General features: G+C 73.2%; 16 protein-coding genes. 5 read left to right on the plus strand and 11 right to left on the minus strand.

Annotated features, from left to right (window positions below; translation table 11 throughout):
• Positions 1 to 274 precede the first annotated feature (274 nt).
• Both WME76_RS41830 and WME76_RS41835 read right to left on the minus strand, forming a co-directional pair.
• On the minus strand, positions 275 to 880 hold the full coding sequence (locus WME76_RS41830) for an RNA polymerase sigma factor (protein WP_437957746.1): 606 nt from the start codon (positions 878 to 880) through the stop codon (positions 275 to 277).
• A gap of 73 nt (positions 881 to 953) precedes the next feature.
• Positions 954 to 2,465, minus strand: a complete 1,512-nt coding sequence (locus tag WME76_RS41835) for an RNA polymerase sigma factor (protein ID WP_437957747.1) — start codon at positions 2,463 to 2,465, stop codon at positions 954 to 956.
• Positions 2,466 to 3,004: 539 nt separating this feature from the next.
• Between WME76_RS41835 and WME76_RS41840 the strand changes: the two genes are divergently transcribed.
• Entirely contained in the window at positions 3,005 to 4,240 is a 1,236-nt protein-coding gene (locus WME76_RS41840) for a hypothetical protein (protein WP_437957748.1), read from the plus strand.
• 59 nt (positions 4,241 to 4,299) lie between these two features.
• On the opposite strand, the gene WME76_RS41845 is transcribed toward WME76_RS41840, so the two are convergent.
• On the minus strand, positions 4,300 to 5,373 hold the full coding sequence (locus WME76_RS41845) for a hypothetical protein (protein ID WP_437957749.1): 1,074 nt from the start codon (positions 5,371 to 5,373) through the stop codon (positions 4,300 to 4,302).
• A gap of 119 nt (positions 5,374 to 5,492) precedes the next feature.
• Positions 5,493 to 5,771, minus strand: a complete 279-nt coding sequence (locus WME76_RS41850) for a hypothetical protein (protein ID WP_437957750.1) — start codon at positions 5,769 to 5,771, stop codon at positions 5,493 to 5,495.
• A gap of 264 nt (positions 5,772 to 6,035) precedes the next feature.
• Between WME76_RS41850 and WME76_RS41855 the strand changes: the two genes are divergently transcribed.
• Positions 6,036 to 6,512 carry a nucleotidyltransferase gene (locus WME76_RS41855; RefSeq protein WP_437957751.1) on the plus strand — a complete coding sequence of 159 codons (477 nt, stop codon included), beginning with the start codon at positions 6,036 to 6,038 and terminating at the stop codon, positions 6,510 to 6,512.
• A 46-nt stretch (positions 6,513 to 6,558) separates the two neighbouring features.
• Here the strand turns inward: WME76_RS41855 and WME76_RS41860 are convergent, their stop codons facing one another.
• Together WME76_RS41860 and WME76_RS41865 are read right to left on the minus strand one after the other, a co-directional pair.
• The gene (locus WME76_RS41860) at positions 6,559 to 10,605 is read right to left on the minus strand and encodes a serine/threonine-protein kinase (RefSeq protein WP_437957752.1); all 4,047 of its coding nucleotides are present in this window, start codon (positions 10,603 to 10,605) and stop codon (positions 6,559 to 6,561) included.
• Positions 10,606 to 10,674: 69 nt separating this feature from the next.
• Entirely contained in the window at positions 10,675 to 11,070 is a 396-nt protein-coding gene (locus WME76_RS41865) for a hypothetical protein (RefSeq protein WP_437957753.1), read from the minus strand.
• 103 nt (positions 11,071 to 11,173) lie between these two features.
• On the opposite strand from WME76_RS41865, the gene WME76_RS41870 reads away from it, so the two are divergent.
• Positions 11,174 to 13,591, plus strand: coding sequence for an acylase (locus WME76_RS41870; RefSeq protein ID WP_437957754.1), 2,418 nt, complete (start codon positions 11,174 to 11,176; stop codon positions 13,589 to 13,591).
• A gap of 30 nt (positions 13,592 to 13,621) precedes the next feature.
• On the opposite strand, the gene WME76_RS41875 is transcribed toward WME76_RS41870, so the two are convergent.
• Together WME76_RS41875 and WME76_RS41880 are read right to left on the minus strand one after the other, a co-directional pair.
• A complete protein-coding gene (locus tag WME76_RS41875; protein ID WP_061617587.1) occupies positions 13,622 to 13,975 on the minus strand; it encodes a response regulator in 354 nt (117 codons plus the stop codon).
• On the minus strand, positions 13,947 to 15,248 hold the full coding sequence (locus tag WME76_RS41880) for a sensor histidine kinase (protein WP_437957755.1): 1,302 nt from the start codon (positions 15,246 to 15,248) through the stop codon (positions 13,947 to 13,949). The genes WME76_RS41875 and WME76_RS41880 overlap by 29 nt, the downstream gene beginning before the upstream one ends.
• Positions 15,249 to 15,418: 170 nt before the next feature.
• On the opposite strand from WME76_RS41880, the gene WME76_RS41885 reads away from it, so the two are divergent.
• A complete protein-coding gene (locus WME76_RS41885; protein ID WP_437957756.1) occupies positions 15,419 to 17,344 on the plus strand; it encodes a fructose-bisphosphatase class III in 1,926 nt (641 codons plus the stop codon).
• 54 nt (positions 17,345 to 17,398) lie between these two features.
• Here WME76_RS41885 and WME76_RS41890 read toward each other — a convergent pair whose 3' ends face one another.
• Both WME76_RS41890 and WME76_RS41895 read right to left on the minus strand, forming a co-directional pair.
• Entirely contained in the window at positions 17,399 to 18,778 is a 1,380-nt protein-coding gene (locus tag WME76_RS41890) for a hypothetical protein (protein WP_437957757.1), read from the minus strand.
• A 200-nt stretch (positions 18,779 to 18,978) separates the two neighbouring features.
• Entirely contained in the window at positions 18,979 to 19,725 is a 747-nt protein-coding gene (locus tag WME76_RS41895; protein WP_437957758.1) for an OBAP family protein, read from the minus strand.
• Positions 19,726 to 20,337: 612 nt separating this feature from the next.
• Between WME76_RS41895 and WME76_RS41900 the strand changes: the two genes are divergently transcribed.
• The gene (locus WME76_RS41900) at positions 20,338 to 22,536 is read left to right on the plus strand and encodes a glycoside hydrolase family 3 protein (protein WP_437957759.1); all 2,199 of its coding nucleotides are present in this window, start codon (positions 20,338 to 20,340) and stop codon (positions 22,534 to 22,536) included.
• Between the two features lie 105 nt (positions 22,537 to 22,641).
• Here the strand turns inward: WME76_RS41900 and WME76_RS41905 are convergent, their stop codons facing one another.
• Positions 22,642 to 23,619 carry an NADPH:quinone oxidoreductase family protein gene (locus WME76_RS41905; protein ID WP_437957760.1) on the minus strand — a complete coding sequence of 326 codons (978 nt, stop codon included), beginning with the start codon at positions 23,617 to 23,619 and terminating at the stop codon, positions 22,642 to 22,644.
• Positions 23,620 to 23,741 lie beyond the last annotated feature (122 nt).

The following is a 23,741-nucleotide window of genomic DNA, read 5'->3' on the forward strand; positions in this document are numbered from 1 at the left end:
ATGCGTGAAAAGGAACAAGTCGGGCGGATCGCCGCCGGACCAGGCTCCCAGGAGCGCATTGCCGGGGCGTCCGTCAAGGGAGCCCATCGTGCGATCGATGTGGAGCATCGAAAAACCGATGTGGAGCATCGAAAAACCGATGTCGGACAGCAAAAAACCGGCGCGGAGCGTCGAGGGGCCGATGCGCGCCATCGGCGGCGCGAGGTGGTCACTCGAAAGAGCGGGGGGCCATCGCGCGACGTCGATGGCCGATGGCGGGCCCGGCGAGCCGTCGCTACCCGGTCGCGTCGTTGCGCGCGATCTGCAGGAACGCAGCGATCGCGCAGGCGTGACGCTTGTAGGTCGTCGAGAGCGGGGTCCCGAGTCGGCTGGCGATCTCCGCCATGGGGGTCTCGTCGACGTGCCGTGCGAGGAGCAGCGAGCGATGCTCGGGGGCCAGCGCCTCCATCCACGAGCGTACGAGCCGGCGTTGCTGTTCGCTCCCGAGCAGCTCCTCCGCGCCGGGGCGTTCGTCCGCGACCGCGAGCTCGGACGCATCGAGGAGCACCTCGCGCCGGCGCCTTCCGCGCTGGCGGTGGTGGTAGTGGGCCGCCACGTGGACGGCGATGCGGTTCAGCCATCGCTCCGGCGCAGCGCGCCCCGGGTCGTACCGGGAGAGGCTCGTGAAGGCCGCGAGGAGGATATCCTGCGCGACGTCCAGGCGATCGCTGGGTGGGACCCCGAGTCGGCTCAGCCAGCCAAGCAAGGAACGAACGATCTCTCTCCGGAACAGCCGCCGCAGCACGTACACCTCCGCGGCCGGCTTCGCCGCCGTCGCGCGAAGACGCTGGCCCGGGAGGGGCGCTGTGCCGGCCCCCTTCGTTGGTGATTGTGTGTCCACGAGGGGGGAATCCGGGAGTCGCCTGCGATTCGCGGCGAAATCGGCCCGCCGCACACCTCGCGAGGCGCGGCGGTCACCGCGGCCGGAAGTCGGCCTCGAGCGCGGGGGCGAGCAAGCTGCCCGGGAACGCTGCCCGGAAGCGCTCTGCCCGGCCGGCGGCCTCGTCGCGCCGTCCGGCCGCGACCAGGGCACGAACGGCCAGCGCCTCGCGCTGCTCCGTGCCCGGACCGTGCGCGTACTTCCGCGCGTGCCGCTCGAGGAGAGCGAGGGCCTCCGCGGGTCGCCCGGCCCCGAGCGCGGCATCTGCGCGGCCCAGCAGGGTGATGTCGTGGCCGACAATCTCCCTGGCGGTCGCCTGCGCGGCGCGGCGCGCAGCAGGCGCCCGAGTCGACATGGCTGTCGCTGGAGCCGACATGGCTGTCGCTGGAGGCGGCATGGCTGTCGCTGGAGGCGGCATGGCTGTCGACGAAGCGGTTGATGACGCGCCGAGCGGGGCCGCGATGGTGGACGCGAGCGGTCCGGCGGCGGTCTCTTCGCGCCGGATCTCGAGCGCAGGCGAGGAAAGCTGCGCGCCCAGCATGCCGATGGCGGCCGTGGCCGCCCCTGCGCCGGCCAGGAACATCGCCGCTCCCGCCGCGGCGTGCTTCGACCAGGAGCCCGTCAGGACCAGCGAGGTGTGCCCCGGTGGCGCCGTCATGGCCGTGCCGGCGACGTCGCCTCGGGGGCCTGAGGGCGGCGCGCGCAGGCCGCGTCGCGTCGGCTCTCCCGTGATGCCGGAGGCGAGCGAGGCCTGGATCCGTGCCCAGAGGGGCGCCGCGGACGCGTCGGACACATCGAGCCTGTCCGCGCCCCGGTCGGGCGGCGGCGGCCCTGGCGGAAGGAGCAACGGCGCGAGCAGGACGCGAAGGCCGCGCCTGCCGAGCGCGTGTCGGTCACGGGCGTCGAGGCGCCTGGCCGCGGCCGCGAGCTCGTCGCGTGCCCGCCGCAGCCGGTCCCACGCCGTGTTCTGCGAGATCTCGAACGCTTGCGCGATATCGCGCATCGCCATGCCCTCGAGGTCGTGCAGGATGAAGATCGGGCGCCTGCTCGGCTCGATGTGCTGGATGAGCTGCCGGATCAGGTGCCCGGTCTCCGCCTGAGCGTGCAACTGCTCCACGTCGGGTCCGGGGTCGGCGACCTCCACGGCCCGCCCGTCGTCCGAGAGCAGCTCTCGGCAGTTCCGGGCGAGCTGCCGGTGTCGCAGCGCGACCCGCGACGCGATGGCCGAGAGCCAGGCATCCAGCGAGCCGCCGGGCCGGTAATCCGGGAGGCGCCGGTGGACGACCAGAAACACCTCGTGGGCCACATCCTCGAGATCGCGCGACTCGACCCCCACCCGCCAGAGCAGCCGGAGGACATAGGCGTGCGACGAGCGGTAGACCTCATCGAACGACGGCTGCGCGGGCGGCTCGGCCTCCGGCGCTGGAGGGGCGCCGGGGACCCCCGGCTGGGCGCTGGGGGGCGCTGGAGGCGCGCTGGGGGGCGCTGGAACGGCGCCGGGAGCCGAGGCGGGCGGGGGCTTCGAGCGGGATCGCGGGTCCCTCATCGGTATAAATTCCGGCGACGGCTCCCGCTTCGTGGTGAAATCGTACGTCGGCTGGGAGAAAAAGGACGCGGCGGCTGGGGCCTCGCGCCGCGACGAGGTTCTGGTCTGGCGCGGCGTCGCCCGAGCCGGCGTGTGCCGGAGGCGGAGTGCGGCCCGCGGCTAGGGAGGCGGGAGGCGTCAGGACGTCGCAAGGCCGGCCGCGCTCTGTCCGGGGAAGGCTCGGAGAGGGATTCGCGAATGCTTCATCAAAGTAATTCCGGCGGCGTCCTGCATCTCGTGTCGAAATCGTCCGGGCGACGGAGGAGTGGAAGCGTGGAAATTTGATGCCTGTGTCCGCAATGCCTCGTCGTGGAGAGCTTCGGTGCGTGGCGCGCGGCGCCGGCAGGGATCCGGTCGAAGGGGCCACAGCGGCTTCCCTGCGCGCTGCGGGTGTGCTCTCCTCGCGCCCCGAGCAGCGGCCGCGGCACGTGTCCTCGCCGCCGACCGTGCGAGGTGCTCGGCCGGGAGAGCCTTCGATGAATGCGCGGAAGCTGCGATGGATGTTGCTGGTCGGCGGCGCGATCCCCGCCTTGCTCGTGGCCGGTATCGTCGGAGGCGGCTGCACGAGCGACCAGTATCTCTACAGTTGCGACGATGCGAGCCCGCCAGAGATCTATGAGGCGCCCTGTCCGGATGCGGGCTCCGACGCGGAGCGCTGCGATGGCGGGGGCAACTGCACCGGTACGGACGATACGGGGACCGGTGGCGGCGAGCAGGAGGGGGAGGGGGATGGCATCGGCGGCGGCATGTCGTCCCTCTGCGCTGGGCAATGCGTGCCGAAGGAGCCGCCCGGCTGGTTCGAGCCGCTGCTGCTCTGGCTGGGCCCGCCGGACGGGGCCCCGGATTGCCCGGCCACGGCGCCGGTCCCGGGTTACGAGCACCATGCAGATCTCGTGGTGGAGCCGTACCGGTGCGCGGCCTGTGCCTGTGATCCGCCGGAGGCCTCGTGCGAGCTGCCGTCGGCGTGGAGCGCCGTTGACTCGCCGACGTGCCCGGCCGGTCCTCGTGCGCAGCGGACCTCGTTCGCGGCCCCTGACGCCTGGGACGGCACCTGTACGACGGCGAACGCGATCCCGGCCGGGCAGGCGTGCGCCGGTGGACCTTGCACGCAGTCGCTCGACCTCCCGGCGCCCCGGGTGCTCGCGGGCGCATGTATGCCGTCGGTGGTGGAGGAACCGGCGGAGCCGCAGGGCGGCTTCCACTGGGCGACCGTCGCCAGGACATGCGCCGGCGTCACTGCGCCCGCGCCGTGCGGCGATCCAGGGATGAGGTGTGCCCCGGCGCCGCCGGAGGGCGACGCCGCGCCCCCGGAGGGCTTCCTGACCTGCATCATGCACCACGAGGGGGAGCACGAGTGCCCGCCGACGTATCCGTCACGGCACATCGTTTACGAGGGCGCGGACGACTCGCGCGGCTGCACGGCCTGCACCTGCGGCGAGCCGAGCGGGACGACGTGCAGCGTTCTGGCCTCGGCCTTCAGCGACGAGGCGTGCTCCACCGTCGTCGTCAGCGTGTTGACGACGTCCGAGGCGCCGTTCTGCGGTGCGATCGCTCCCGGCACCGCGCTCCGGAGCAAGTCGGCGGCCGTCATCGACCTCGATCCGGGGAGCTGTGCGCCCGGCGGCGGAGAACCGATCGGAGAGGTCGCGCCGCGCGGGGCGGTCACGTTCTGCTGCCTCGACCGGCAGCCGCAGCAGCCGGAACCACCTCGCGCGCGGAACCCCGAGCTCGGATAGACGCCGCCCCGACGAGGGCGCTCGGCGAACAGGGGGCGCTCGGCGAACAGGGGGCGCGCTCAGAACGAGGCGACGAAGCGCAGCGTGACAACGCCCGACGCCGTACCGGCGAAGGATGCTTCACCGTTATTGTACCACAGACGCGGCCGCCGGGCGTTGACCAGCAAGTCCACCGTGAGCTGTGATGCAAGGCGAGACGACACGGAGGCCTCTGCGCCCGCGCGGAGACCTAACCCGATCTGGACGTCCGTCTTGAGGAAGGTCCGCTTTGCGCGGACGGAGCGCTGAAGCCGTCCGGCAGTGACGAGACCGCAGCCGAAGAACCACGTCCCATGCAGGCAGGGCACGACGGAGCCGCCGAGCCATGCCGTATCGATCGTCATGCCCGGGCGGGGCGTGCTGGTGACCGGGAGATCGCCGCGCGCCTCCACCAGGAGCGACGCGTCGGGCCAGCGGAGACCGACGAAGCCGGAGAAGCCGACGGACAGGCCCGGGGCGAAGCCTGCGGCCAGCACCGGGCCGGCGCCGAGCTGAAGCCTGGGTCGCACGGACGGGAGGACAGCGGGCGGTACTGCGCGTGCCGGCGGTGCTGCGCGTACTGGTGGAGGGGCACGACGCGGCGCCGGAGGCGGTGACGGCGCTGCCCCCGCGGGCGGAGAGGCAGGCGGCTGCGATTCGGGAGCGGCGCGCGGCGGCTCGGTGGCCGCCTCGTCCGGAGCCGGCGCGTCAGGCGCGGTCGGCGCCGGGAGCGGACGCATGGCGACGCTGAGCGTGAGGGTGATGTCGTCGACGAGCGCGCGGCAGTCCGGCGCCGCGCGCTCCTGCCGGCCGCGCGGCTGGCCGCGGCCGTCGTACAGGGCGACCTCCGCCTTGAAATCGTTCGCCCGGCGCGTGATGGCCACCTCCACGCGCCACGCGCCGTCCGGCGAGAACGGGTCGACGCCGCCGAGCCGCGTCGCGACCGCGTTGCGAAAGCCCTCCTCATCGGGGCACGCCGCGGCGCCGGGATCGCGCGCGTAGGACAGCCGCGCCCCGCCCGGCAGCACCTCCCCGGCAGCGGAAGGCGCCGCCATCAGCGAGAGCGCGGCGGCGAGGAGCCCGGCGATGACGTGACTGGGCCGCAGCGTGCGCAAGCGCAGGGCTATCTACGGGAGAAGCCCTCGTGGTGGAACCCCCGGAGACACGCGCGGGGGGACTGCGCCAGCTCGCCAGGGCGCTCGATGCGCCGGCTGTCGCGCGAACCCCCTTCACCTCACGCCGACCACGCCCCCCGCGGCGCCGCCGTCCGCGCGTGCTCCGGCACCCGCTCCACGAAGCTCGCCCGCCACGCCGGATCGGCGATCTTCCCCGCCCGCTCCTCGATGCGCGCCTCCGCGAGCGCCTCCTCCCGCCGCCCGCCCGCGAGCAGCGCCGCCGCAACGTCGGTGCCGTGCCCTTCCGCTTCAACATCCGCCGCCCGCCCGCGAGGAGCTCGGGGGCCAGCGCCGCGAGCGTGCGCGGCAGCGGTCTCGCGACCTGCAGCAACGGTCATCGGTTCGCGCATCGAGGGGGATCCGTTCATGGAGCACCAGACGGGATCGAGCAGAGGAGCAGAACAGGCCGGGCGAGGCGCCGCCGGTGCGGTATGATTGGCCTGTGGAGCCTCAGCGACGCAGGCGGGCAGACGTACGCATCGTCCGGATGCATGAGGACGCAAGTGCCGATGAGCAGGAGCATCCGCCGTGGTCCACCATGGAGGAGCGGATCGCCGCCGTCTGGGACCTGACCCTCGAGTGCCTGGCCTGGAGCGACCCGGATGCGCACGAACCCCGACTTCAGAGATCTGTTTGCCGAGTTGAACGCCGCGGGGGTTGAGTACCTCGTGGTTGGCGCTCACGCGCTTGCCGCCCACGGCCACGTCCGCGCCACAAAGGACCTGGATGTCTGGATTCACTGCAATGCCGAGAACGCAGCGCGTGCTCACGCCGCGCTCTGCGCGTTCGGGGCGCCTGTCGCTGCGCTCTCGCTCGAGGATCTGGGTACACCAGGCATCGTGTTCCAGATCGGGGTTCCACCGGTACGTGTGGACATCCTGACCAGCATCGATGGGGTCAGCTTCGACGACGCCTGGCAGGCACGGGTCCCGTCGCGTTACGGCGATCAGCCCATTCAGGTGATTTCCCGCGAGCACCTGATCTCGAACAAGCTGGCGTCGGGCCGGCTGCAGGACCTCGCCGACGTTGAGCGACTCGGAGGGCCGGTGCCGGACGAGGTGAAAAACCGCAGGACCTGAGCCGCCGCTCCCGGCCTGCCCGCCGGGCCGGCGCGACCCCCTTACCTCACGCCCCCCACGCCGCTCGCAGCGCCGCCGTCCGCGCGTGCTCCGGCACCCGCTCCACGAAGCTCGCCCGCCACGCCGGATCGGCGATCTTCCCCGCCCGCTCCTCGAGCCGCGCCTCCGCCTCCGCGAGCGCCGCCCGCGCCCCCTCCCGGTCGCCTGTCGCCCAGAGCGCCTCGGCGTGGACGACGCGCACCAGCGCCTCGCCTTCCTCCAACTGCCCGATCTCCCTCAGGATCTCCGCCGCCCGGCGCGCCTCGGCGAGCGCCTCGTCCCGCCGCCCGCCGGCGAGCAGCGCGTCGGCGAGCGTCGCGAGCGCGTACGGCAGCAGCGGCCTCGCGACCTCCAGCATCGCCACCGCGCGGCGCGCCTCGGCCTCGGCCCCCGCGACGTCGCCGGCCGACAGCAGGATGCCCGCCAGGTACGCGCGCGACGCCCCCTCCATCCGCGGCTCCTGCATCGCCGCGAACGACCGCACCGCCTCGGCCTCCACCGCGCGCGCCTCCGCGAGCTCGCCGAGGCGCCCGAGCGCCACCCCGAGGTTCTGCCGCGCCGAGGCCGCGATGTTGCGCAGCCCCATCCGCTCGGCGTCCGACAGCGACGCGCGCAAGAGCGCCGCCGCCTCGCCGTACGCGCCGAGCTCGTTGCACGCGAACCCCGCGTTCGCGCGCTGGCCGCACGCGCCCCGCAGATCCCCGGACCGGTCGAAGCACGCGATCGCCTCCTCCAGCCGCGCCCGGTGCCGGTTGAGATCGCCCTCCACGAACAGCGCCGCCGTCGCCAGGCTCCATGCGATCGTGCCGGCGATCTGCGGATCCCCGGCGAACCGATCCGCCACCGGCGCGACGCGCGCCATCAGCGACCCCGCGTCGGCGTACCTGCCCGTCAGGAACAGCAGCGCCGCCGCCCACGCCACCGCGGCGACCTGCGCCGGCTCGGGCGCCTCGTCGGACCACCGCGCGATCAGCGCCGCGAGCAGCGACGGCACCCGCTCCGTCCGGCTCCGCTTCAGCGCGGCCGTCGTCGCCACCTTCAGCGCCGCGTACCACCCCGGGCTGCCCTCGCGCAGCAGCGCCAGCGCCTCCGTCGCCCAGAGCTCCGCGTCGTCGAGCTCGCCGCGGAAGCGGTGCGCCTCCGCCCGCGCGAGCGACACCGCCCCGAGCAGCTCGCCGTCCGCGCCGCACCGGATCGCGCGATCCGCCGAGCGGACCACCCCGCCGAGATCGTTGCCCGCGAGCGCCTGCTCCGCCGCCCTCGCGTAGCAGCCCGCCGCCCGGCCGAGCTCCCCGCCCCGCTCGAAGTGCTCGGCCAGCACCGCGGCGCCGTGCTCGCCCGCGGCCTCCAGCCAGCCGCCCGCGAGCCGGTGGCCGAGCGCGCGGTCCTCGTCGGTGAGCATGTCGTAGGCCGCCTCGCGCACGAGCGCGTGGCGGAAGCCGTACTCGACCTCGCCCTGCAGGCTCGACTCGGGGCGGCGCGCGATCCACTCGCGCGCCGCGAGACCCGACAGCCACGCGTCGAGCGCCGGGGCGCGCGCCTCGCCGCCGAGCAGCGCCTGGACCGCGCCCCGCCAGAACACCTGGCCGAGCACCGACGCCGCGCGCAGCGCCCGCCGCTCCTCGGGCGCGAGCCCCTCGAGCCGCGACTGCACCATCGCGAGCACCGTGTCGGGCAGGTGATCGCCGCGCCCCTCGGCCACGGCGCGCACGAGCTCCTCCAGGAAGAACGCGTTCCCCGCGGCGCGCGCCACGACGCGCGCGACCGTGGCGTCGTCCGCCGCCGCGCCGAGCACCTCGCGCACGAGCCGCTCGCACGGCCGCTGCGGCAGCGCGCCGAGGCGCATCGTCGTGGCCTCGGCGTCGGCCCAGAGCCGCGGGAAGAGATCGTCGACCTCGGGCCGGGCGAAGCCCACCACGAGCAGCGGCCGGTCGGCGAGCAGCCGGAGCGCCGCGCCGACGTACTCGAGCGACGGCTGATCGCCCCAGTGCAGGTCCTCGAGCAGCAGCACCACCGGCTGCGCGCGGCACTCGGCGTCGAGGAAGTCGACGAACGCGCGGCGGAGCTGGTCGCCCATCAGCACCGGATCGCGCCGCGCGGCGCGGAGCTGCACGCTCTCCTCGTCCGGGAACGGCGTCCCCACCATCGCCCCGAGGAACTCGGCCACCCGGCCGCGGTCCCCCTCGGCCACGCGCCGGGCCACGCGGTCCTCGAGCTTCTGCCGGCGCGCCTCGAGCGGCTCGCCGTCCTGCATCCTCGCGCACCGCCGGACGACCTGCCCGAGCAGCCCGAACGGCGCCCCCGCGCGCATCGGCTCGCCGCGGCCGAGCCAGATCTCGACCGGGACGTCGCGACGCTCCACGCGCCCCACGCGCTCCTCGAGCTCCTTGCGCAGCCGCGATTTCCCGACGCCCGCGCCCGCGGTCACGACGGCGGCGCGGGCGACGGGCTGCTCGACGCACTCGTCGAAGAGGTCCTCGAGCGCGCGCAGCTCGCGATCCCGCCCCACGAAGGGCGTCCGCTTGCCGAGCAGGGTGCGCGCCGCCTCGGGCGCCGCCCGCTCGCCCCGGAGCAGCCCCGCTCCTCCGGCGGCGCGATCGATCTCGAAGCGGCCCTCGAGCAGCCCCGCGGTCAGCGCGTCGACGCGGATCGCCGGGGCCTCCTCGCCCGCCGCGCGGGCCCGCCGCGCGTCCTCGACGAGAAAGGCGGCGCGGTCGATCGCCTCGCCGGCGGACGAGCGGCCGCGCAGCCGGCCGCGCCCCGTCGCGAGCGCGATCGGCGCCCGCGGCAGGAGCGACCGCATCGCGAGCGCGCAGCGGGCGGCCTGGCCGGCGTGATCCGTCGCGGTCCCGCCGGTGCTGCCGGCGCTGGACGACCGCTGGCCGTCGTGCGCGCCCGCGCTCAGGAACGTCACCACGCACGTCCCGTCGGCGAGGCGATCGAACCCCCCGCCGTGATCCGCGACGAGGGTGCGCAGCGCGAGCTCCGCGCTGTCCGGCGCCGCGATCGCCGGCATCTCCGCGACAAGGGTCCACGTCGACGGGTCCGCCGCGGGCGGGCCGTGCTCCGCGCGCTCCGGAACCGCGGCGACCGCGCGGGGCGCCGCCGGACCGGCGCCGTCCTCCCCGTCCTCGCCGCCGGCGAGCAGCACCGACAGGAACCGCTGCTCGCCCGCGGTCAGCGCCGGCGTTGCGCGGCTCTCGGGCGCCCGGAGCGCGCCCTGCTCCGGCGTGAGCGGGCTCATCGCCGCGAGCTCGGCCAGGATCGCCGCGCCGCTCGCGGGCCGCCTCGCGGGCTCCCGGCTCAGCATGCGCTCGACGAGGGCGTCGATCTCGTCGGGCACCTCGGGCCGCTCGTCGCGCACCCGCGGGGGCGACGCGAGCAGCAGCTTGGCCAGCACCGCCATCGGGTTGTCGCCCGCGTAGGCCGGCTGGCCCGTGAGGCACTCGAACAGCACGCACCCGAGCGCGAACACGTCCGCGCGCGCGTCGACGCCCGCGCTCCCGCGCGCCTGCTCCGGGGCCATGTAGCCGAGCGTGCCCACGGCGGCGTTGGTGCGCGTGACGACCGCCGTGGCGCGCTGCGGCCGGGCGATGCCGAAGTCGATGAGCCTCGCCAGCTCGACGCGCCCGTCGCAGAGGAAGATGTTGCTCGGCTTGATGTCGCGGTGCACGACGCCGAGCGCGTGCACCGCGGCGAGCGCCCCCGCCATGCGCCCGACCAGCGTGAGGCTCTCGGCCACCGAGAGCTCGGCGCGGGCGAGGCGGGCGGCGAGGTCCTCGCCCTCGAGCCACTCCATCACGAGGTACGGCCGCGAGGCCCCGGTGATGCCGTGCGCGATGTACCGGACCACCGCGGGGTCGGTGAGCTGGTCGAGGATCCTCGCCTCGCGGGCGAAGCGCGAGAGGTCGGCCTCCTGCGCGCCGTGGAGGATCTTCACCGCCACCGGCGCGCCGGTCTCGAGGTCGACGGCGCGGTAGAGGGCGCCCATGCCGCCCGCGCCCGCCTGGCGCTCGAGCTCGAAGCGGCCCGCGATCCGCTGCCCCGGCGTCATCGCCTGCGCGTATCACGGCGCCCCGAGCGCGCGAAGATCCACGGCTGGGCGCGCGCGGCGCGGCGCGCGTCACTGCGCGGCGGGTCGGTCGTGCCGCCTCGTGATCGCGGCGACGGCGACGGCGATCAGCGCGGCGAGCAGGAAGCCCCCGCCGAACGCGAGGCCGATGATCCAGGGCTGGATCGCCCGCCCCAGGCCGTCGGCGAAGCCCGTCGCCGCGGCGCGGCTGGCCCGCTCGATCGCCGCGCTCGAGCAGCCCGGGTCCCCGGCGGGGCAGCCCGCGATCTGCTCCACGAGCTCCGCCGTCCCCTCGCGCGCCACCGCCCTCGCCGCCGCGCCCGAGCCCCGCTCGACCAGGGTGAGGAGCTCCCGGTCGTGCTGGAGGGCGCCCTGGACCACGGCGCTGCTCACGGCCTCGCTGGTCTGCGCGATCACCGGCTCGAGCGTCCCGGCGACGGCTTCCATCCACCGTGCCCGCCGCCCGCCTCGATCGCATTCTTCACATCGTCCCGACTTCCTCTGGAGTATCTCTCCCCCGCGCAGATCCCGGCGCGAGGAGGATCGTTCCATGTACGGTAGAATCATCGCTGGGCTGAGCTGCCTCGCTCTCCTGGCCGCGTGCGGCGACGAATACGGCGTGCGGCCGTCGCCGGTCGACTATCAGGCGACCATCCGCTGGACCAGCCACGGCGTGCCCCACATCCTCGCCGACGACATCGGCAGCATCGGATTCGGGCTCGGCTACGCCGGCGCGCGCGACTTCGTCTGCACGCTCGCCGATCAGATCGTGAAGGTGCGGAGCGAGCGCGCGAAGACCTTCGGCCCCGGCGAGGGGGACGCGAACATCGACAGCGACTTCAGCTACCTCACGCTGGGCGTCGTCGAGCGCGGCGAGCGCATGCTCGAGCGCGTGTCCGCCGACGGGCGGGCGCTCATCGAGGGGTACGCCGCGGGCTACAACCGCTACCTCGTCGACGCCGGCCCCCAGGGCCTGCCCGCCCCCTGCGCCGGCGCGGCGTGGGTGAAGCCGATCAGCGCCGCGGATCTCGCCGCGTACTACGTCCACGTGAACATGTTCGCCGGCAGCCTGCAGCTGCTCGACTTCATCCGCCGCGCCGCGCCGCCGGACGCCTCGGGCGAGGAGGCCCGCGAGCGCGCGATCGATCTCCCGGACTTCACCCGCCTCGGCCTCGGGAGCAACGCCTGGGCGATCGGCCGCGAGCGCGCCGAGGGCGGCCGCGGCATGCTCGTCGCGAACCCGCATTTTCCCTGGGAAGGAGAGCTCAGGTTCCACGAGGCGCACCTCACCATCCCCGGGCAGCTCGACGTGTACGGCGTGTCCCTGACGGGGCTGCCGGTCATCAACATCGGCTTCAACGAGCACGTCGCGTGGACGCACACGGTCTCGCCGGCGAAGCACTTCACGGTCTACCGGCTCACCCTCGACCCGGACGACCCGACGGCCTACGTCCACGAGGGCGAGCGCCGTCCGATGGAGCGCCGCGAGCACTCCATTGATGTCCTGGCCGACAGCGGATCGCTCGAGCAGGTGTCGCGGGTGATGTACCGGAGCCACTACGGCCCGATGCTCGGGGCCTCGGTCCTCGGCTGGTCCACCGAGCAGGCGTTCACGGTGCGCGACGCCAACGAGGACAACGTGTCCGCCCTCGACCAGTGGCTCCGGATGGGCCGCGCGACGAGCCTCGACGAGCTCCGGCGCGCGCACGAGGAGCTGCGCGGCATCCAGTTCGTGTTCACGACCGCGGTGGACGCCGAGGGGCAGGCCCTGCTCATGGACGCCTCGCGCGTGCCCCACCTGAGCGCCGAGGCGGTGAGCGCCTACGAGCGCGCGCTGCAGCGCGACGGCCTCACCGGCTTGCTCGCGCGCTCGGGCATCGTGCTGCTCGACGGGAGCACGGCGCGCGACGAATGGGTGGAGACGCAGGGCGCCGGCGCGCTCGTGCCGTGGGGCGACCTGCCGTCGCTCGCGCGCACCGACTTCGTCATGAACGCCAACGACACGCCGTGGCTCACGAACCCCGCCGAGCCGCTCACCGGATATCCGGCGCTCTTCGGCACGCCGGGCGCCCCGATCTCGGCGCGCACGCGCATGAACCTCCTCCTGCTCACCGAGGAAGGGGAGGGCGCCGCCGCGGGCGAGGACGGCCTCTTCTCGCGCGACGAGCTCGAGGCCGCCATCCTGAGCAACCGGGGGATCACGGCGGAGCGCCTCCGCGAGCAGGTCGCCGAGCGCTGCGACGGCGCGGCGCCGGTCGACCTCGAGGGCCAGGCGGTCGACGTCGCCGGCGCGTGCCTCGCGCTGGCGTCGTGGGACGGCCGGCTCGACCTGGAGAGCGTCGGCGCGAGCGTGTGGCGCGAGCTGCTCGGGCGGTTCACGAGCGCGGCCATGGTGGACGCGGGCAAGCTCTACGCGCAGCCGTTCGACCCCAAGGACCCGCTCGAGACCCCCCGCGACCTCGTCGCGCCGCCGGCCGAGGGCCCGGATCCGATCCTCGTGGCGCTGGCCGAGGCCACGCGCGCGCTCGCGCAGGCGGGGCTCGACCCGAGCACGCCGCTCGGCGCGGCGCAGTTCACGAACAAGGGCGACGACGCCATCCCGATCCACGGCGGGCTCGGGATGGAAGGGGTGGCCAACGTCGTGACCCACCTGGCGACCGCCCCGAACAGCACCCTCCTGCCCAGGCTCAACACCGGCGAGCTCGTCAACCCGACGACGGGCCTCACCACCGCGGGGTACCCGATCAACTTCGGCACGAGCTTCGTGATGGCCGTCGAGCACACGACCGACGGCCCGCGCGCCGAGGCGCTGCTCAGCTACTCGCAGTCGACCGACCCCGCGTCGCCCCATTTCGCGGACCAGACCGAGCGGTTCTCGCGGAAGGCGTGGCGGCCGGTGCTGTTCACGGAGAAGGACATCGCCGCCGACCCCGACCTCGTCGTGAAGGAGATCGGCGGGCCCCGCTGAGCCGCCCGCGGCGCATGCGCCGCGCCGGCCTCACGCGGCGTCGATGGTCCTGAGCAGCGCGTCGAGCTCGAACGGCTTGCTGATCACCTCGCGCGCGTGCGTCGGCATCGGCTGCTTGATGTTCGACGCCGCGGTCATGATCACGACGGGGATCTCCCCGAGCCCGGGGACGGCGCTGAGCTCGTCGCACACCTTCCAGCCGTTCATCTTCGGCATCATCAGATCGAGCAGGATCACGGCCGGCCGCGCGCCCTCCGAGAGGCGATCGAGCGCCTCTCGACCGCTGAAGTAGGGCGTCGCCTCGTACCCGAGCTCGCACAGCGTCTCGGCCAGGGTGATCGCGAGATCGACGTCGTCATCGATGATCAGGACAGACTTGCTCATGGGGCACGGGGAGTTCCACGGTGAAGGTGGAGCCGGCGTCGAGCTCGCTCTGCACGGAGATGCGGCCTCGCATCCTCTCCACGAGCTGTCGTGTCAGCCACAGGCCAAGGCCGAGGCCGCCGTAGTTGCGCACCGAGACGGCGCGCTCGAACTGCTGGAAGATGCGCGCCTGGTCCTCCGGCGCGATGCCGATGCCGCGGTCCCGGACGAGCAGGCGCGCGGCCCCATCGCCCTGCTCGACGGTGATCTCGACGGGCGCCCCGCGGCCGAACTTCCACGCGTTCGACAGCAGGTTCACCACCACCTGCTCGATCCGGAAGCCGTCGCCCTCGCAGAACACCGGCCCGTCCGCGTGGAGCTCGACCTCCGGCGCGACCTCCACCACGCCGTCCAGGAGCCGCTCCACGACGTCGCGCACGGTCTGGGCGAGATCGACAGGCGCGCGCTCGATCTCGAGCCGGCCGGAGAGGAGCTGCGTCGCGTCGAGGAGCTGCTCGACCAGCTTGAGGAGCTTCTTCCCCTGCCGCCCCAGGTTGCCCAGCTTGGGCGCGATCTCCTGGATGGGCATCGCCCCCGCCGCGCGCTGGATGCGCTCCAGCGAGGTGATCTGCAAGAGGAGGGTCGCGATCGGCGTCTTCAGCTCGTGGGAGGCCACGGCGAGGAAGTTGTCGCGCGCGCGGAGCGCCTCCTCGATGCGCGTGGCGCTGCGGCTGTGTTCGATCGCGATCCCCGCGAGATCTTTGGAGATCTCGATGAGGCCAAGATCGCGCGCGCTCGGGCCGCGCGCCTCGCGGTAATAGAAGGCGAACGTGCCGAGCGCCTCGCCCTCGCGGTCGAGGATGGGCACCGAGGTGCACGCCCTGAGGCCGTGGGAGAGCGCGAGATCGCGCGATCGCGCCCAGAGCGGGTCGCGCTCGATGTCCGAGACGACGACGGTCTGCTTGCGGAACACGGCGGTGCCGCACGAGCCGCTCACGGCGCCGATGCTCAGCCCGTCGACATCGTGGTTGTACGCCGCTGGCAGGCTGGGCGCCGAGGCCCAGCGGAGGTGCGTCCTCGACTCGTCGACGAGGAGGACGGAGCAGAGCGCGCGGCCCGACTGCGCCTCCATGAAGCGGATGAGCTCGTCGAGCACACGGGAGAGCGGCTCTCCGGAGGCGACCATCCGGAGGATCCGGTTCTGCCCTCGGAGCAGGGCTCCGGCCCCTCGCGCCAGGCGCTCGGGCCTGGTGGAGCCGTTCCCGTCGGGCCCTGCCGTCAGGCAGGGATCCATGGGTCTGAACGCGTGCATCGCCCCCGGTGCATTGCCTAGTCGGGCGCCGCTTTGTCGCAAGGAGAAACGCGGCGGAGCAGGCCTGCGCGCTCGCGGCCGGCGGCCGTCGGATCCGACGAGGCTGCGCGTCGGCTGCGGCGGCCCGCCGCTTTGCTCTATGCTCCGGCGCCATGCTCGACACGCGGGAGCTGCCGCTCCTCCGCGCCCTCGCGGGCCGGTACCCCACCACGGAGGCCGCGCTGGCCGAGATCGGCCATCTCCGGGCGATCCTGTCGCTCCCCAAGGGGACGGTCCACGTCGTCAGCGACGTGCACGGCGAGCACAGGAAGCTGAAGCACATCATCAACAACGCCTCGGGCAGCCTGCGGCCGCTGGTCGAGCGCGTGTTCGGCGACCGGCTCACGGCCGGCGAGAAGCGCGCGCTGCTCTCGGTCATCTACTATCCCCGCGAGAGCTACGCCCCCGTGGCGCGCGGCGCCGAGGCGGAGCGGCGCGCGTACCTGCGCTGGACGCTCGCGCGCGAGGTCGAGGTGATCCGCGAGCTGTCGCGGCGCTACACGCTCCGCCAGGTGGACCAGGCGTTCCCCGCCGACATGCGCGGCCTGCTCCGCGAGCTCGTGTCGGCGCGCGCCACGCCGGATGAGGGCGGCACCCTCGACGCGCTCGTGGAGCCCTTCGTGCAGCACGGCCGCGAGATCGAGCTCCTGCGCGCCGCCGCGCGGGCGATCCGGAACCTCACGGTCTTCGAGCTCGTGGTGGCGGGCGATCTCGGCGATCGCGGCCCGCGGCTGGACAAGGTGCTCGAGTACCTGATGCGCCAGCCGCGCGCGCGGGTGGTCTGGGGCAACCACGACGTGAGCTGGATGGGCGCGAGCCTCGGCCAGGAGGCGCTCATCGCCACCGTGGTCCGGCTCTCGCTGCGCTACGGCCGCCTCTCGCAGCTCGAGGAGGGCTTCGGCATCCCCGTCGCGCCGGTCGACCGGCTCGCGCGCACCGCCTACGCCGACGACCCCGCGGAGCGCTTCGCGGTGCGGGGCGAGGGGCTGCGCGACGCGCTGCTGATGGCGCGGATGCAGAAGGCCATGGCCGTCCTGCAGTTCAAGCTGGAGGGGCAGGTCTGCCGTCGGCGCCCTGACTATGCGCTCGAGCACCGCTGCCTCCTGCACCGCATCGATCAGCGCGCGGGCACGGTCGCGATCGACGGCGAGGTGTACCCGCTCCTCGACGCGCGCTTCCCGACGCTCGATCCGGGCGACCCTTACGCGCTCACGCCGGACGAGGCGGCGTGCATCGCGCTTTTGAAGGAGTCTTTCCTGAAGAGCCCTGTGCTCGCCCGTCGGATGCGCTGGATGGTGCAGCAGGGGACGACGTGGCTCCGGCGCGATCGCGCGCTCATCTTCCACGGCTGTGTCCCGGTGGACGGCGCGGGCGAGCTCCTCCCGTTCGCGGTGGACGGCGAGCCCCGCCGCGGCAGGGCGCTGTTCGACGCGCTGGAGCGCGCGGTGCGCCGTGCCTTCCGGGCGCGGGCGCAGGAGGACGTCGACCTGCTCTGGTATCTGTGGACGGGGCCGCTCTCCCCGATGTTCGGCAAGGACCGGATGACGACCTTCGAGTCGTACTTCGTCGCCGACGCGAGGACGCACCGCGAGACGAAGAACCCGTATTTCCACCTGATCCACGACGCCGGCTTCTGCACCCGGGTGTGCCGCGAGTTCGGGCTGGACGAGGAGCGCGGGCTGATCGTGAACGGGCATGTGCCGGTGCGGGTCGAGCAGGGCGAGTCGCCGATCAAGGCGTCGCACCGCGCGGTGACGATCGACGGGGCGTTCTCGGAGGCCTACGGCGACAAGGGGTACACGCTCGTGCTCGAGGCGAGCGGGGCGCGGCTCGCGCAGCACCACCATTTCACGTCGGTGGAGCAGGCGGTGGAGACGGGGGAGGACATCATCCCCGAGATCTCGGACGTGGAGGTCTACGAGGCCGCGCGCACGGTGGGCGACACGGAGAAGGGGGAGGAGCTGGCGCGGGAGATCGAGATCCTGGAGCGGCTCATCCAGGCCTATGAGGACGGCGTGCTCCTGGAGCAGCCGAGGTGACTGGAGCAGCCGCGGTGAGGTGAGGCGCGGCCGCGGGGGCCGCGCCTCCTCGGGTCAGTCGAGCTGGCCGTCGACGATCCAGTCGATGAGCGTCTGCTGCTCCGCCTCGGTCAGGCAGGCTGCATTTCCGGCGTCGTCCGCCGGGTCGCCGGTGCATCCTTTGCCGCGCGGCATGGATCCGCTCTGGATGCGGATGATGGTGCATGCCCCCTGCGTCAGCGCCGTCAGGATTTCGCCCGTCACTGGGTCCTTCGTGACGCACGGGTCCGAGTTCGCGGGGAGCTGCGAGGACGCGTAGGTGATCGCGAAGCCGCTCGAGGGCGATTCCGCCCGGGTGTGGCAGGGCGCGCACTTCGTTTGCAGGATCGGCGCCACGTCGGCCCACCGCACGGGCTCGCTGGTGTCGCCGCCGGCGCCGCCTTCACCGCCGCCGGCGCCGCCCGCGCCGCCGGCGCCGCCAGCGCCGCCAGCGCCGACCGCGACGGAGGAGGACTCGCCGCCAGCGCCGCCCGTCCCGCCGACGGAGGAGGACTCGCCGCCCGCGCCACCGACGCCGACCGCGACGGAGGAGGACTCGCCGCCAGCGCCGCCCGTCCCGCCGACGGTGGAGGACTCGCCACCGGCGCCGCCGGCGCCGACCGCGACGGCGGAGGACTCGCCACCGGCGCCGCCGACGCCGACCGCGACGGAGGAGGACTCGCCGCCCGCGCCGCCAGCGCCGACCGCGACGGAGGAGGACTCGCCGCCCGCGCCGCCAGCGCCGACCGCGACGGAGGAGGACTCGCCGCCCGCGCCGCCGACGCCGACCGCGACGGAGGAGGACTCGCCGCCCGCGCCGCCAGCGCCGACCGCGACGGACGTGCTGGTCGCCGTGGTGGTGGGATCGCCGCCCGTGCCGCCTGCGCCGACGGTGGATGTATCGCCTCCCGAACCGCCAGCGCCGACTGCGACGGACGTGGTGGTCGTGCTGGTCGTGCTGGTCGTGGTGGTCGTCGAATCGCCGCCCGCGCCGCCGGTGCCAGCTCCGGTGCCGGTCGCACCGCCCTCGCCGCCGGTGCCGGTCGCACCGCCCTCGCCGCCGGTGCCGGTCGCACCGCCCTCGCCGCCGGTGCCGGTCGCGCCACCCTCGCCACCGGTGCCGGTCGCGCCACCCTCGCCACCGGTGCCGGTCGCGCCACCCTCGCCGCCGGTGCCGGTCGCACCGCCTTCGCCGCCAGTTCCCGTTCCGGAGCTGGTGGTGCTGCCGCCGGCCTCACCACCGGTGCCGCCGCTGCCTGCCACCGTGCCTGGGTCGTCGTCACCGCACCCGGCGAGCGCGACGATCAGCGCGCCGGTGGTCATGAACAAACGGATCGAAGTCCGCGGAATAAAGAGCATGCGCGGAGAGTAAGCGCGCACGCGCTCGCCGGTAAATGCCGCCAACAGTGGATACAAGATTTTATGGTTGCCACAACGGCGGATTACGCTTCCGCTGAATCCCGGCGACCATTGCTCGAGCCCGCCGGCCGGCTCTCTGCCGTACCGGCCCGCGTCCTCGAGCGCGCGCTGTCGTCCCGCCGCGCTGCCTTCCCGCGGTCCCGCAGGTCAGCTCTCGTGCGATCGCCTCGCCGCCTGCGGCCTTGCTCGCAGCGGCGTCACTTCGCCCGGACGCCCTCCGGAGCGCCGGTCGCGTTCGGAAACCTGGACTTGAGATCGTCCACGCCCCGCTGCGGGTTCGCGGTGGCGGCGAGATCGGCGCGCTCTTTCCGCTTCTCTGCGGTGCTGATCCCGGTCCGCTTGTCGCGCGCCTCCACGAGGGCGGCGGGCATCTCCCCGTCGCGGTTGTACGACCAGGCGAGGAGCGGCTCGCCGACGGGCAGGCTGTGCGCGGCGGGGTGCCCCAGGTGCCCCGTGTCCCAGATGTGCCACGTCTTGCCGTAGCTGTTCATCTTCTTCTTGAGCGCCGCCTTCTCGGCCACCGCCGGTACGCCGGGCAGGATCAGCTGGCCAGAGAGGATCTCGTAATTGTGCGGGTGCCAGCGCTTCTTCTCGTCCTCGGCCAGGCCCTCGAACATCGCCTCGGAGATGATGTACTCGACCCCGATGATGTTCGCGTCGCTCGTGTTCCCGTCGAAGATCACACACTGCGTGAACTCTTCATTGACCCCTTTGCAGTAGTGATGGGCCTCCATGTGATGGTCCGGGTTGTCCTTCATCACGTGGAATCCGTCCAGGTAGTGGTCGATCGCCCGCACGGGACTCAGATCCTGGAGCGCCTCTGCGCCCTTCTCGAGGATCTTGGTGTCGACCTTCTTCTCCTGCCCCGGCGGGGCAGCCTGATTCGACGGGGGCGCGTCCGCCTGGCCGCAGCCGGCGGAGAGCGCAGGAGCAAGCACGAGCACGGCAATCGCAAGGTGAGGGCGTCTCGCCATCGTCGGGATCTCCCTGGAAACGACGCGGGTTCTGCAAATCCATGGCCACCCTTCGAAATGCCGCCCGTTCCGCCGGAGCGATGGGCGGGCCGTGGCTCTCTTGCATCATTGTGGCGTTACGCCACGGGTGGATTATCGCGCCGCGCCATCGGGTTTGTGTATTGCGGCCCGATTCGAACCGTGGTTAACGAGAGGACCTCCAGGATGCACCGTGTCATCCGGCGCGCCACGAGCACCGGCGCGGATCGATCGCGGGGTTACGACGGGATGACGAGACGACGTGCCCATGCGATGACGCGCCCATGCAATGACGCGACGACGCGACGACGCGGCGGGAGCCTCGGGAGTCCCCTCGTTGGCGGCGTGAGGCGGGGCTTGCGTGCCGGTGGAGACATGGATTAGAACATTCCCGTCCTGTCTTATGTTGTCTTGCACCCACCGCGTGGAGCTCGTCTCACCGCATGTTCACGCGCTTGGCCGCCTGCCGGCCTCGCTCGAGCGCATCGCTCGACTGGGCTGCTTGACTGTCACGGTTCACCTCAAAGCCCATCCTTCATCTCACTGATAGAGAGGGGAGCACCTATGCGCCTCACACGGTATGCGACATGGATCTTGGCGGCGGCGGTCGTTATCGCGCCGGCCGCCTGCGGCGACGACACGTCCGACAATCCGACCGGCTCATCGACCAGCTCCGGCACGGGCCCCGGCTCCGGCTCCGGCTCCGGCTCCGGCACGGCCGGCGGCGGCACCGGCGCCGGCGACAGCACGGGCGGCGGCGGCAGCGGTGACGGCGGCAGCGGTGACGGCGGCAGCGGCGACGGCGGCAGCGGCGCCGGCGACAGCGCGGGCCTCTTGCCCTGCGACGCCGGCTGGCCCGAGGTGACGAGCAAGATCGCGAAAGATCCGGCGATCGAGGCGGCCGTCGCGGAGCTGCTCGGCCAGCTGTCGCTCGAAGAGAAGGTCGGGCAGATGGTGCAGGCCGAGATCGGCTACATCACGCCGGCCGAGGTCAGGCAGTACAACATCGGCTCTGTGCTGAACGGCGGGGGCTCGTGGCCGGGCGGGAACAAGAGCGCGACCGCGCAGGACTGGCTCGCGATGGCCGACGACTTCTACAAGGCCTCGGTGGACAAGAGCGGCGGCCGCGCGGGCATCCCGATCATCTGGGGCATCGACGCGGTGCACGGCAACAACAATGTCCGCGGCGCCACGCTCTTCCCGCACAACATCGGCCTGGGCGCCGCGAACGACCCCGATCTGCTCGAGCGCATCGGCGCCGCGACGGCCAAGGAGGTCGTGGCGACCGGCCTCGACTGGACCTTCGCCCCGACGCTCGCGACCGTGCGCGACGACCGGTGGGGCCGCACGTACGAGGGCTACTCCGAGGATCCGGAGATCGTGAACCGCTACGCCGGCCGGGTCGTGACGGGCATCCAGGGCGCCGCGAACAGCGCGGATCTGTTCGGCCCCACGCGCGTCATCGCGACGGCCAAGCACTTCATCGGCGACGGCGGCACCGACAAGGGCGACGACCAGGGCAACAACCTGGCGACCGACACCGAGCTGTGCGCGATCCACGGTCAGGGCTACATGTCCGCGATCCCCGCGGGCGCGCAGACGGTCATGGCGTCGTACAACAGCATCCGCGGCAAGAAGATGCACGGCAACGGCGAGCTGCTCACCGGCGTGCTGAAGGAGAAGTTCCACTTCGACGGCTTCGTCATCGGCGACTGGAACGGTCACCAGCAGGTGCCGGGCTGCGCCGAGGACTCGTGCGCCGAGGCGATCAACGCCGGCGTGGACATGATCATGGTCCCGTACAAGTGGAAGGAGTTCTACGAGAACACCATCGACCAGGTGAACGGCGGCCAGATCGAGAGGGCGCGCATCGACGACGCGGTGACCAGGATCCTGCGGGTCAAGATGCGGGCGGGGCTGCTCGGCCCGAAGGCGACCAAGGGCGCGCCGTCGGAGCGGATGTTCGCGGGGCAGCAGGCGGTGCTCGGGGCCGCGGAGCACCGGGAGATCGCGCGCGAGGCGGTGAGGAAGTCGCTCGTGCTGCTCAAGAACAAGGGCTCGGTGCTGCCGCTCGAGGCGTCGGCGCGGGTGCTCGTCGCGGGCAAGTCCGCGGACAGCATCCCGAACCAGGCCGGCGGGTGGTCGCGGACGTGGCAGGGTACGGACGTCACGAACGCCGATTTCCCGGGCGCCACATCCATCTTCAAGGGGATCCAGGAGGCCGTGTCCGGCGGCGGCCAGGCGATGCTGAGCGCCAACGGCGCCGGGGCCTCGTCGGCGAACTTCGACGCGGCGATCGTGGTGATCGGCGAGACGCCCTATGCCGAGATGAAGGGGGACATCCAGGCCTCGGGCGACTCCGGGGACTCCACGACGCACGCCAAGACGCTCGAGCACGCGCTCTTCCACGCCGAGGATCTGCAGGTGCTCCAGGCCATCCGCACGGCCGCGCCGGATCTGCCGATCGTGACGGTGTTCCTGTCGGGCCGCCCGCTCTACGTGAACAAGGAGCTGAACCTCTCCGACGCGTTCGTGGCGGCGTGGCTCCCGGGCTCGGAGGGCGGCGGCGTGGCCGACGTGCTGTTCGGCAAGCAGGAGTTCCAGGGCAAGCTCTCGTTCTCGTGGCCCGGGAGCGAGTGCCAGAAGGTCAACCGCAACGACGGGGGAGAGGCGCTGTTCCCCTACGGCTTCGGCCTGACCACGGCGGACCAGGACACGCTCGGCGAGCTCTCCGAGACGTCCACCGGCACCGCCTGCAACTGACCCCTTCCCCGGCGCCGCTGCCGCGCTCCCGCGGGGCGGCGGCGGCGCCCCGCTCACCGCCGCTGCTGCGCTCCCGACGGGCGGCGGCGCTCCCCTCATCGCCGCTCATCGCCGCGTCGTGAGCACCACCTTGCCGGTGGTCGCGCGGGACGCGACCGCCGTCATGGCGGCCTTCGCGTCGGCCATCGGCAGCGCGGCGGAGATGAGCGGCTTGATCGCGCCCTGGCGAACCATCGCGTAGAGCGCGTCCTGCGCGGCGCGCGTCAGGGCGGGCTGGGCGCGGCTGTAGGTGCCCCAGTAGAAGCCGAGCACGGAATAGTTCTTCACGAGCAGGTGGTTCGCGCGCGCGGCGGGGAAGTGGCCCGAGGCGAAGCCGATCACCAGGATGCGCCCCTCGAAGGCGACGCACCTGGTCGATCGATCGAAGACGTCGCCGCCGACGGGGTCGAAGATGATATCGGCGCCCCGGCCCGCGGTGTGGTCCTTGACGATGGCGACGAAGTCCTCGCCGCGGTAGTCGATCGCGACGTCTGCCCCGAGGGCGCGGCAGACCGCCGCCTTCTCCTTGCCGCCGGCGGTGGCGATGACGGTCGCGCCGGCCGCCTTGGCGAGCTGGATCGCGGCGCTGCCGACGCCGCCCGCGCCGGCGTGCACGAGGACGGTGTCGCCCGGCTTGATGCCGGCGCGCCGGTGCAGGGCGAGGTAGCCAGTCTGGTAGGTGATGGTCAGCGCCGCGGCGTCCTCGAACGGCATGCCGTCGGGGAGCGCGTAGGTCGTGCGCGGGCCGGCGATCGCGTGTGTCGCGTACCCTCCCGAGCCGGGCAGCGTCGCGGCCACGCGGGTGCCCGGCGGCAGCGACGGCTCGCGGCTCTCGACGACGAGGCCGGCGACCTCGAAGCCGGGGATGAACGGCGGAGTCGGCCTGACCTGATGGGCGCCCGCGGTGAAGAGCACGTCGGGGAAGTTGATCGCCGACGCGGCGACCTCGATGCGGGCCTCACCCTCGGCGAGCGGGGGGTCGTCGACCTCTTCCCAGACAAGGATCTCGGGCGAGCCGAAGGAGTGTCCGCGCCAGGCGTGCATGGTGCGCGGACCTTAGCAGAAAGCCCGACAGCCGAGCCACGGAGGCGCATGGCCGCACAGAGTGCCTGTCCATCATCCCTCTGTGCCTCCGGGACTCGCGGGCGCAGAGCCGGGACGAGCTC

This window comes from Sorangium sp. So ce119, from assembly GCF_051524405.1.
Lineage (GTDB): Bacteria > Myxococcota_A > Polyangia > Polyangiales > Polyangiaceae > Sorangium > Sorangium cellulosum_G.

Excerpts from the sequence above, each read along its gene's own strand:
- WME76_RS41835 (WP_437957747.1), bottom strand. The coding sequence starts at position 2,465 with ATGAGGGACCCGCGATCCCGCTCGAAGCCCCCGCCCGCCTCGGCTCCC.
- WME76_RS41840 (WP_437957748.1), top strand. The coding sequence starts at position 3,005 with ATGTTGCTGGTCGGCGGCGCGATCCCCGCCTTGCTCGTGGCCGGTATC.
- WME76_RS41850 (WP_437957750.1), bottom strand. The coding sequence starts at position 5,771 with ATGACCGTTGCTGCAGGTCGCGAGACCGCTGCCGCGCACGCTCGCGGC.
- WME76_RS41855 (WP_437957751.1), top strand. The coding sequence starts at position 6,036 with ATGCGCACGAACCCCGACTTCAGAGATCTGTTTGCCGAGTTGAACGCC.
- WME76_RS41860 (WP_437957752.1), bottom strand. The coding sequence starts at position 10,605 with ATGACGCCGGGGCAGCGGATCGCGGGCCGCTTCGAGCTCGAGCGCCAG.
- WME76_RS41865 (WP_437957753.1), bottom strand. The coding sequence starts at position 11,070 with ATGGAAGCCGTCGCCGGGACGCTCGAGCCGGTGATCGCGCAGACCAGC.
- WME76_RS41870 (WP_437957754.1), top strand. The coding sequence starts at position 11,174 with ATGTACGGTAGAATCATCGCTGGGCTGAGCTGCCTCGCTCTCCTGGCC.
- WME76_RS41875 (WP_061617587.1), bottom strand. The coding sequence starts at position 13,975 with ATGAGCAAGTCTGTCCTGATCATCGATGACGACGTCGATCTCGCGATC.
- WME76_RS41880 (WP_437957755.1), bottom strand. The coding sequence starts at position 15,248 with ATGGATCCCTGCCTGACGGCAGGGCCCGACGGGAACGGCTCCACCAGG.
- WME76_RS41885 (WP_437957756.1), top strand. The coding sequence starts at position 15,419 with ATGCTCGACACGCGGGAGCTGCCGCTCCTCCGCGCCCTCGCGGGCCGG.
- WME76_RS41900 (WP_437957759.1), top strand. The coding sequence starts at position 20,338 with ATGCGCCTCACACGGTATGCGACATGGATCTTGGCGGCGGCGGTCGTT.
- WME76_RS41905 (WP_437957760.1), bottom strand. The coding sequence starts at position 23,619 with ATGCACGCCTGGCGCGGACACTCCTTCGGCTCGCCCGAGATCCTTGTC.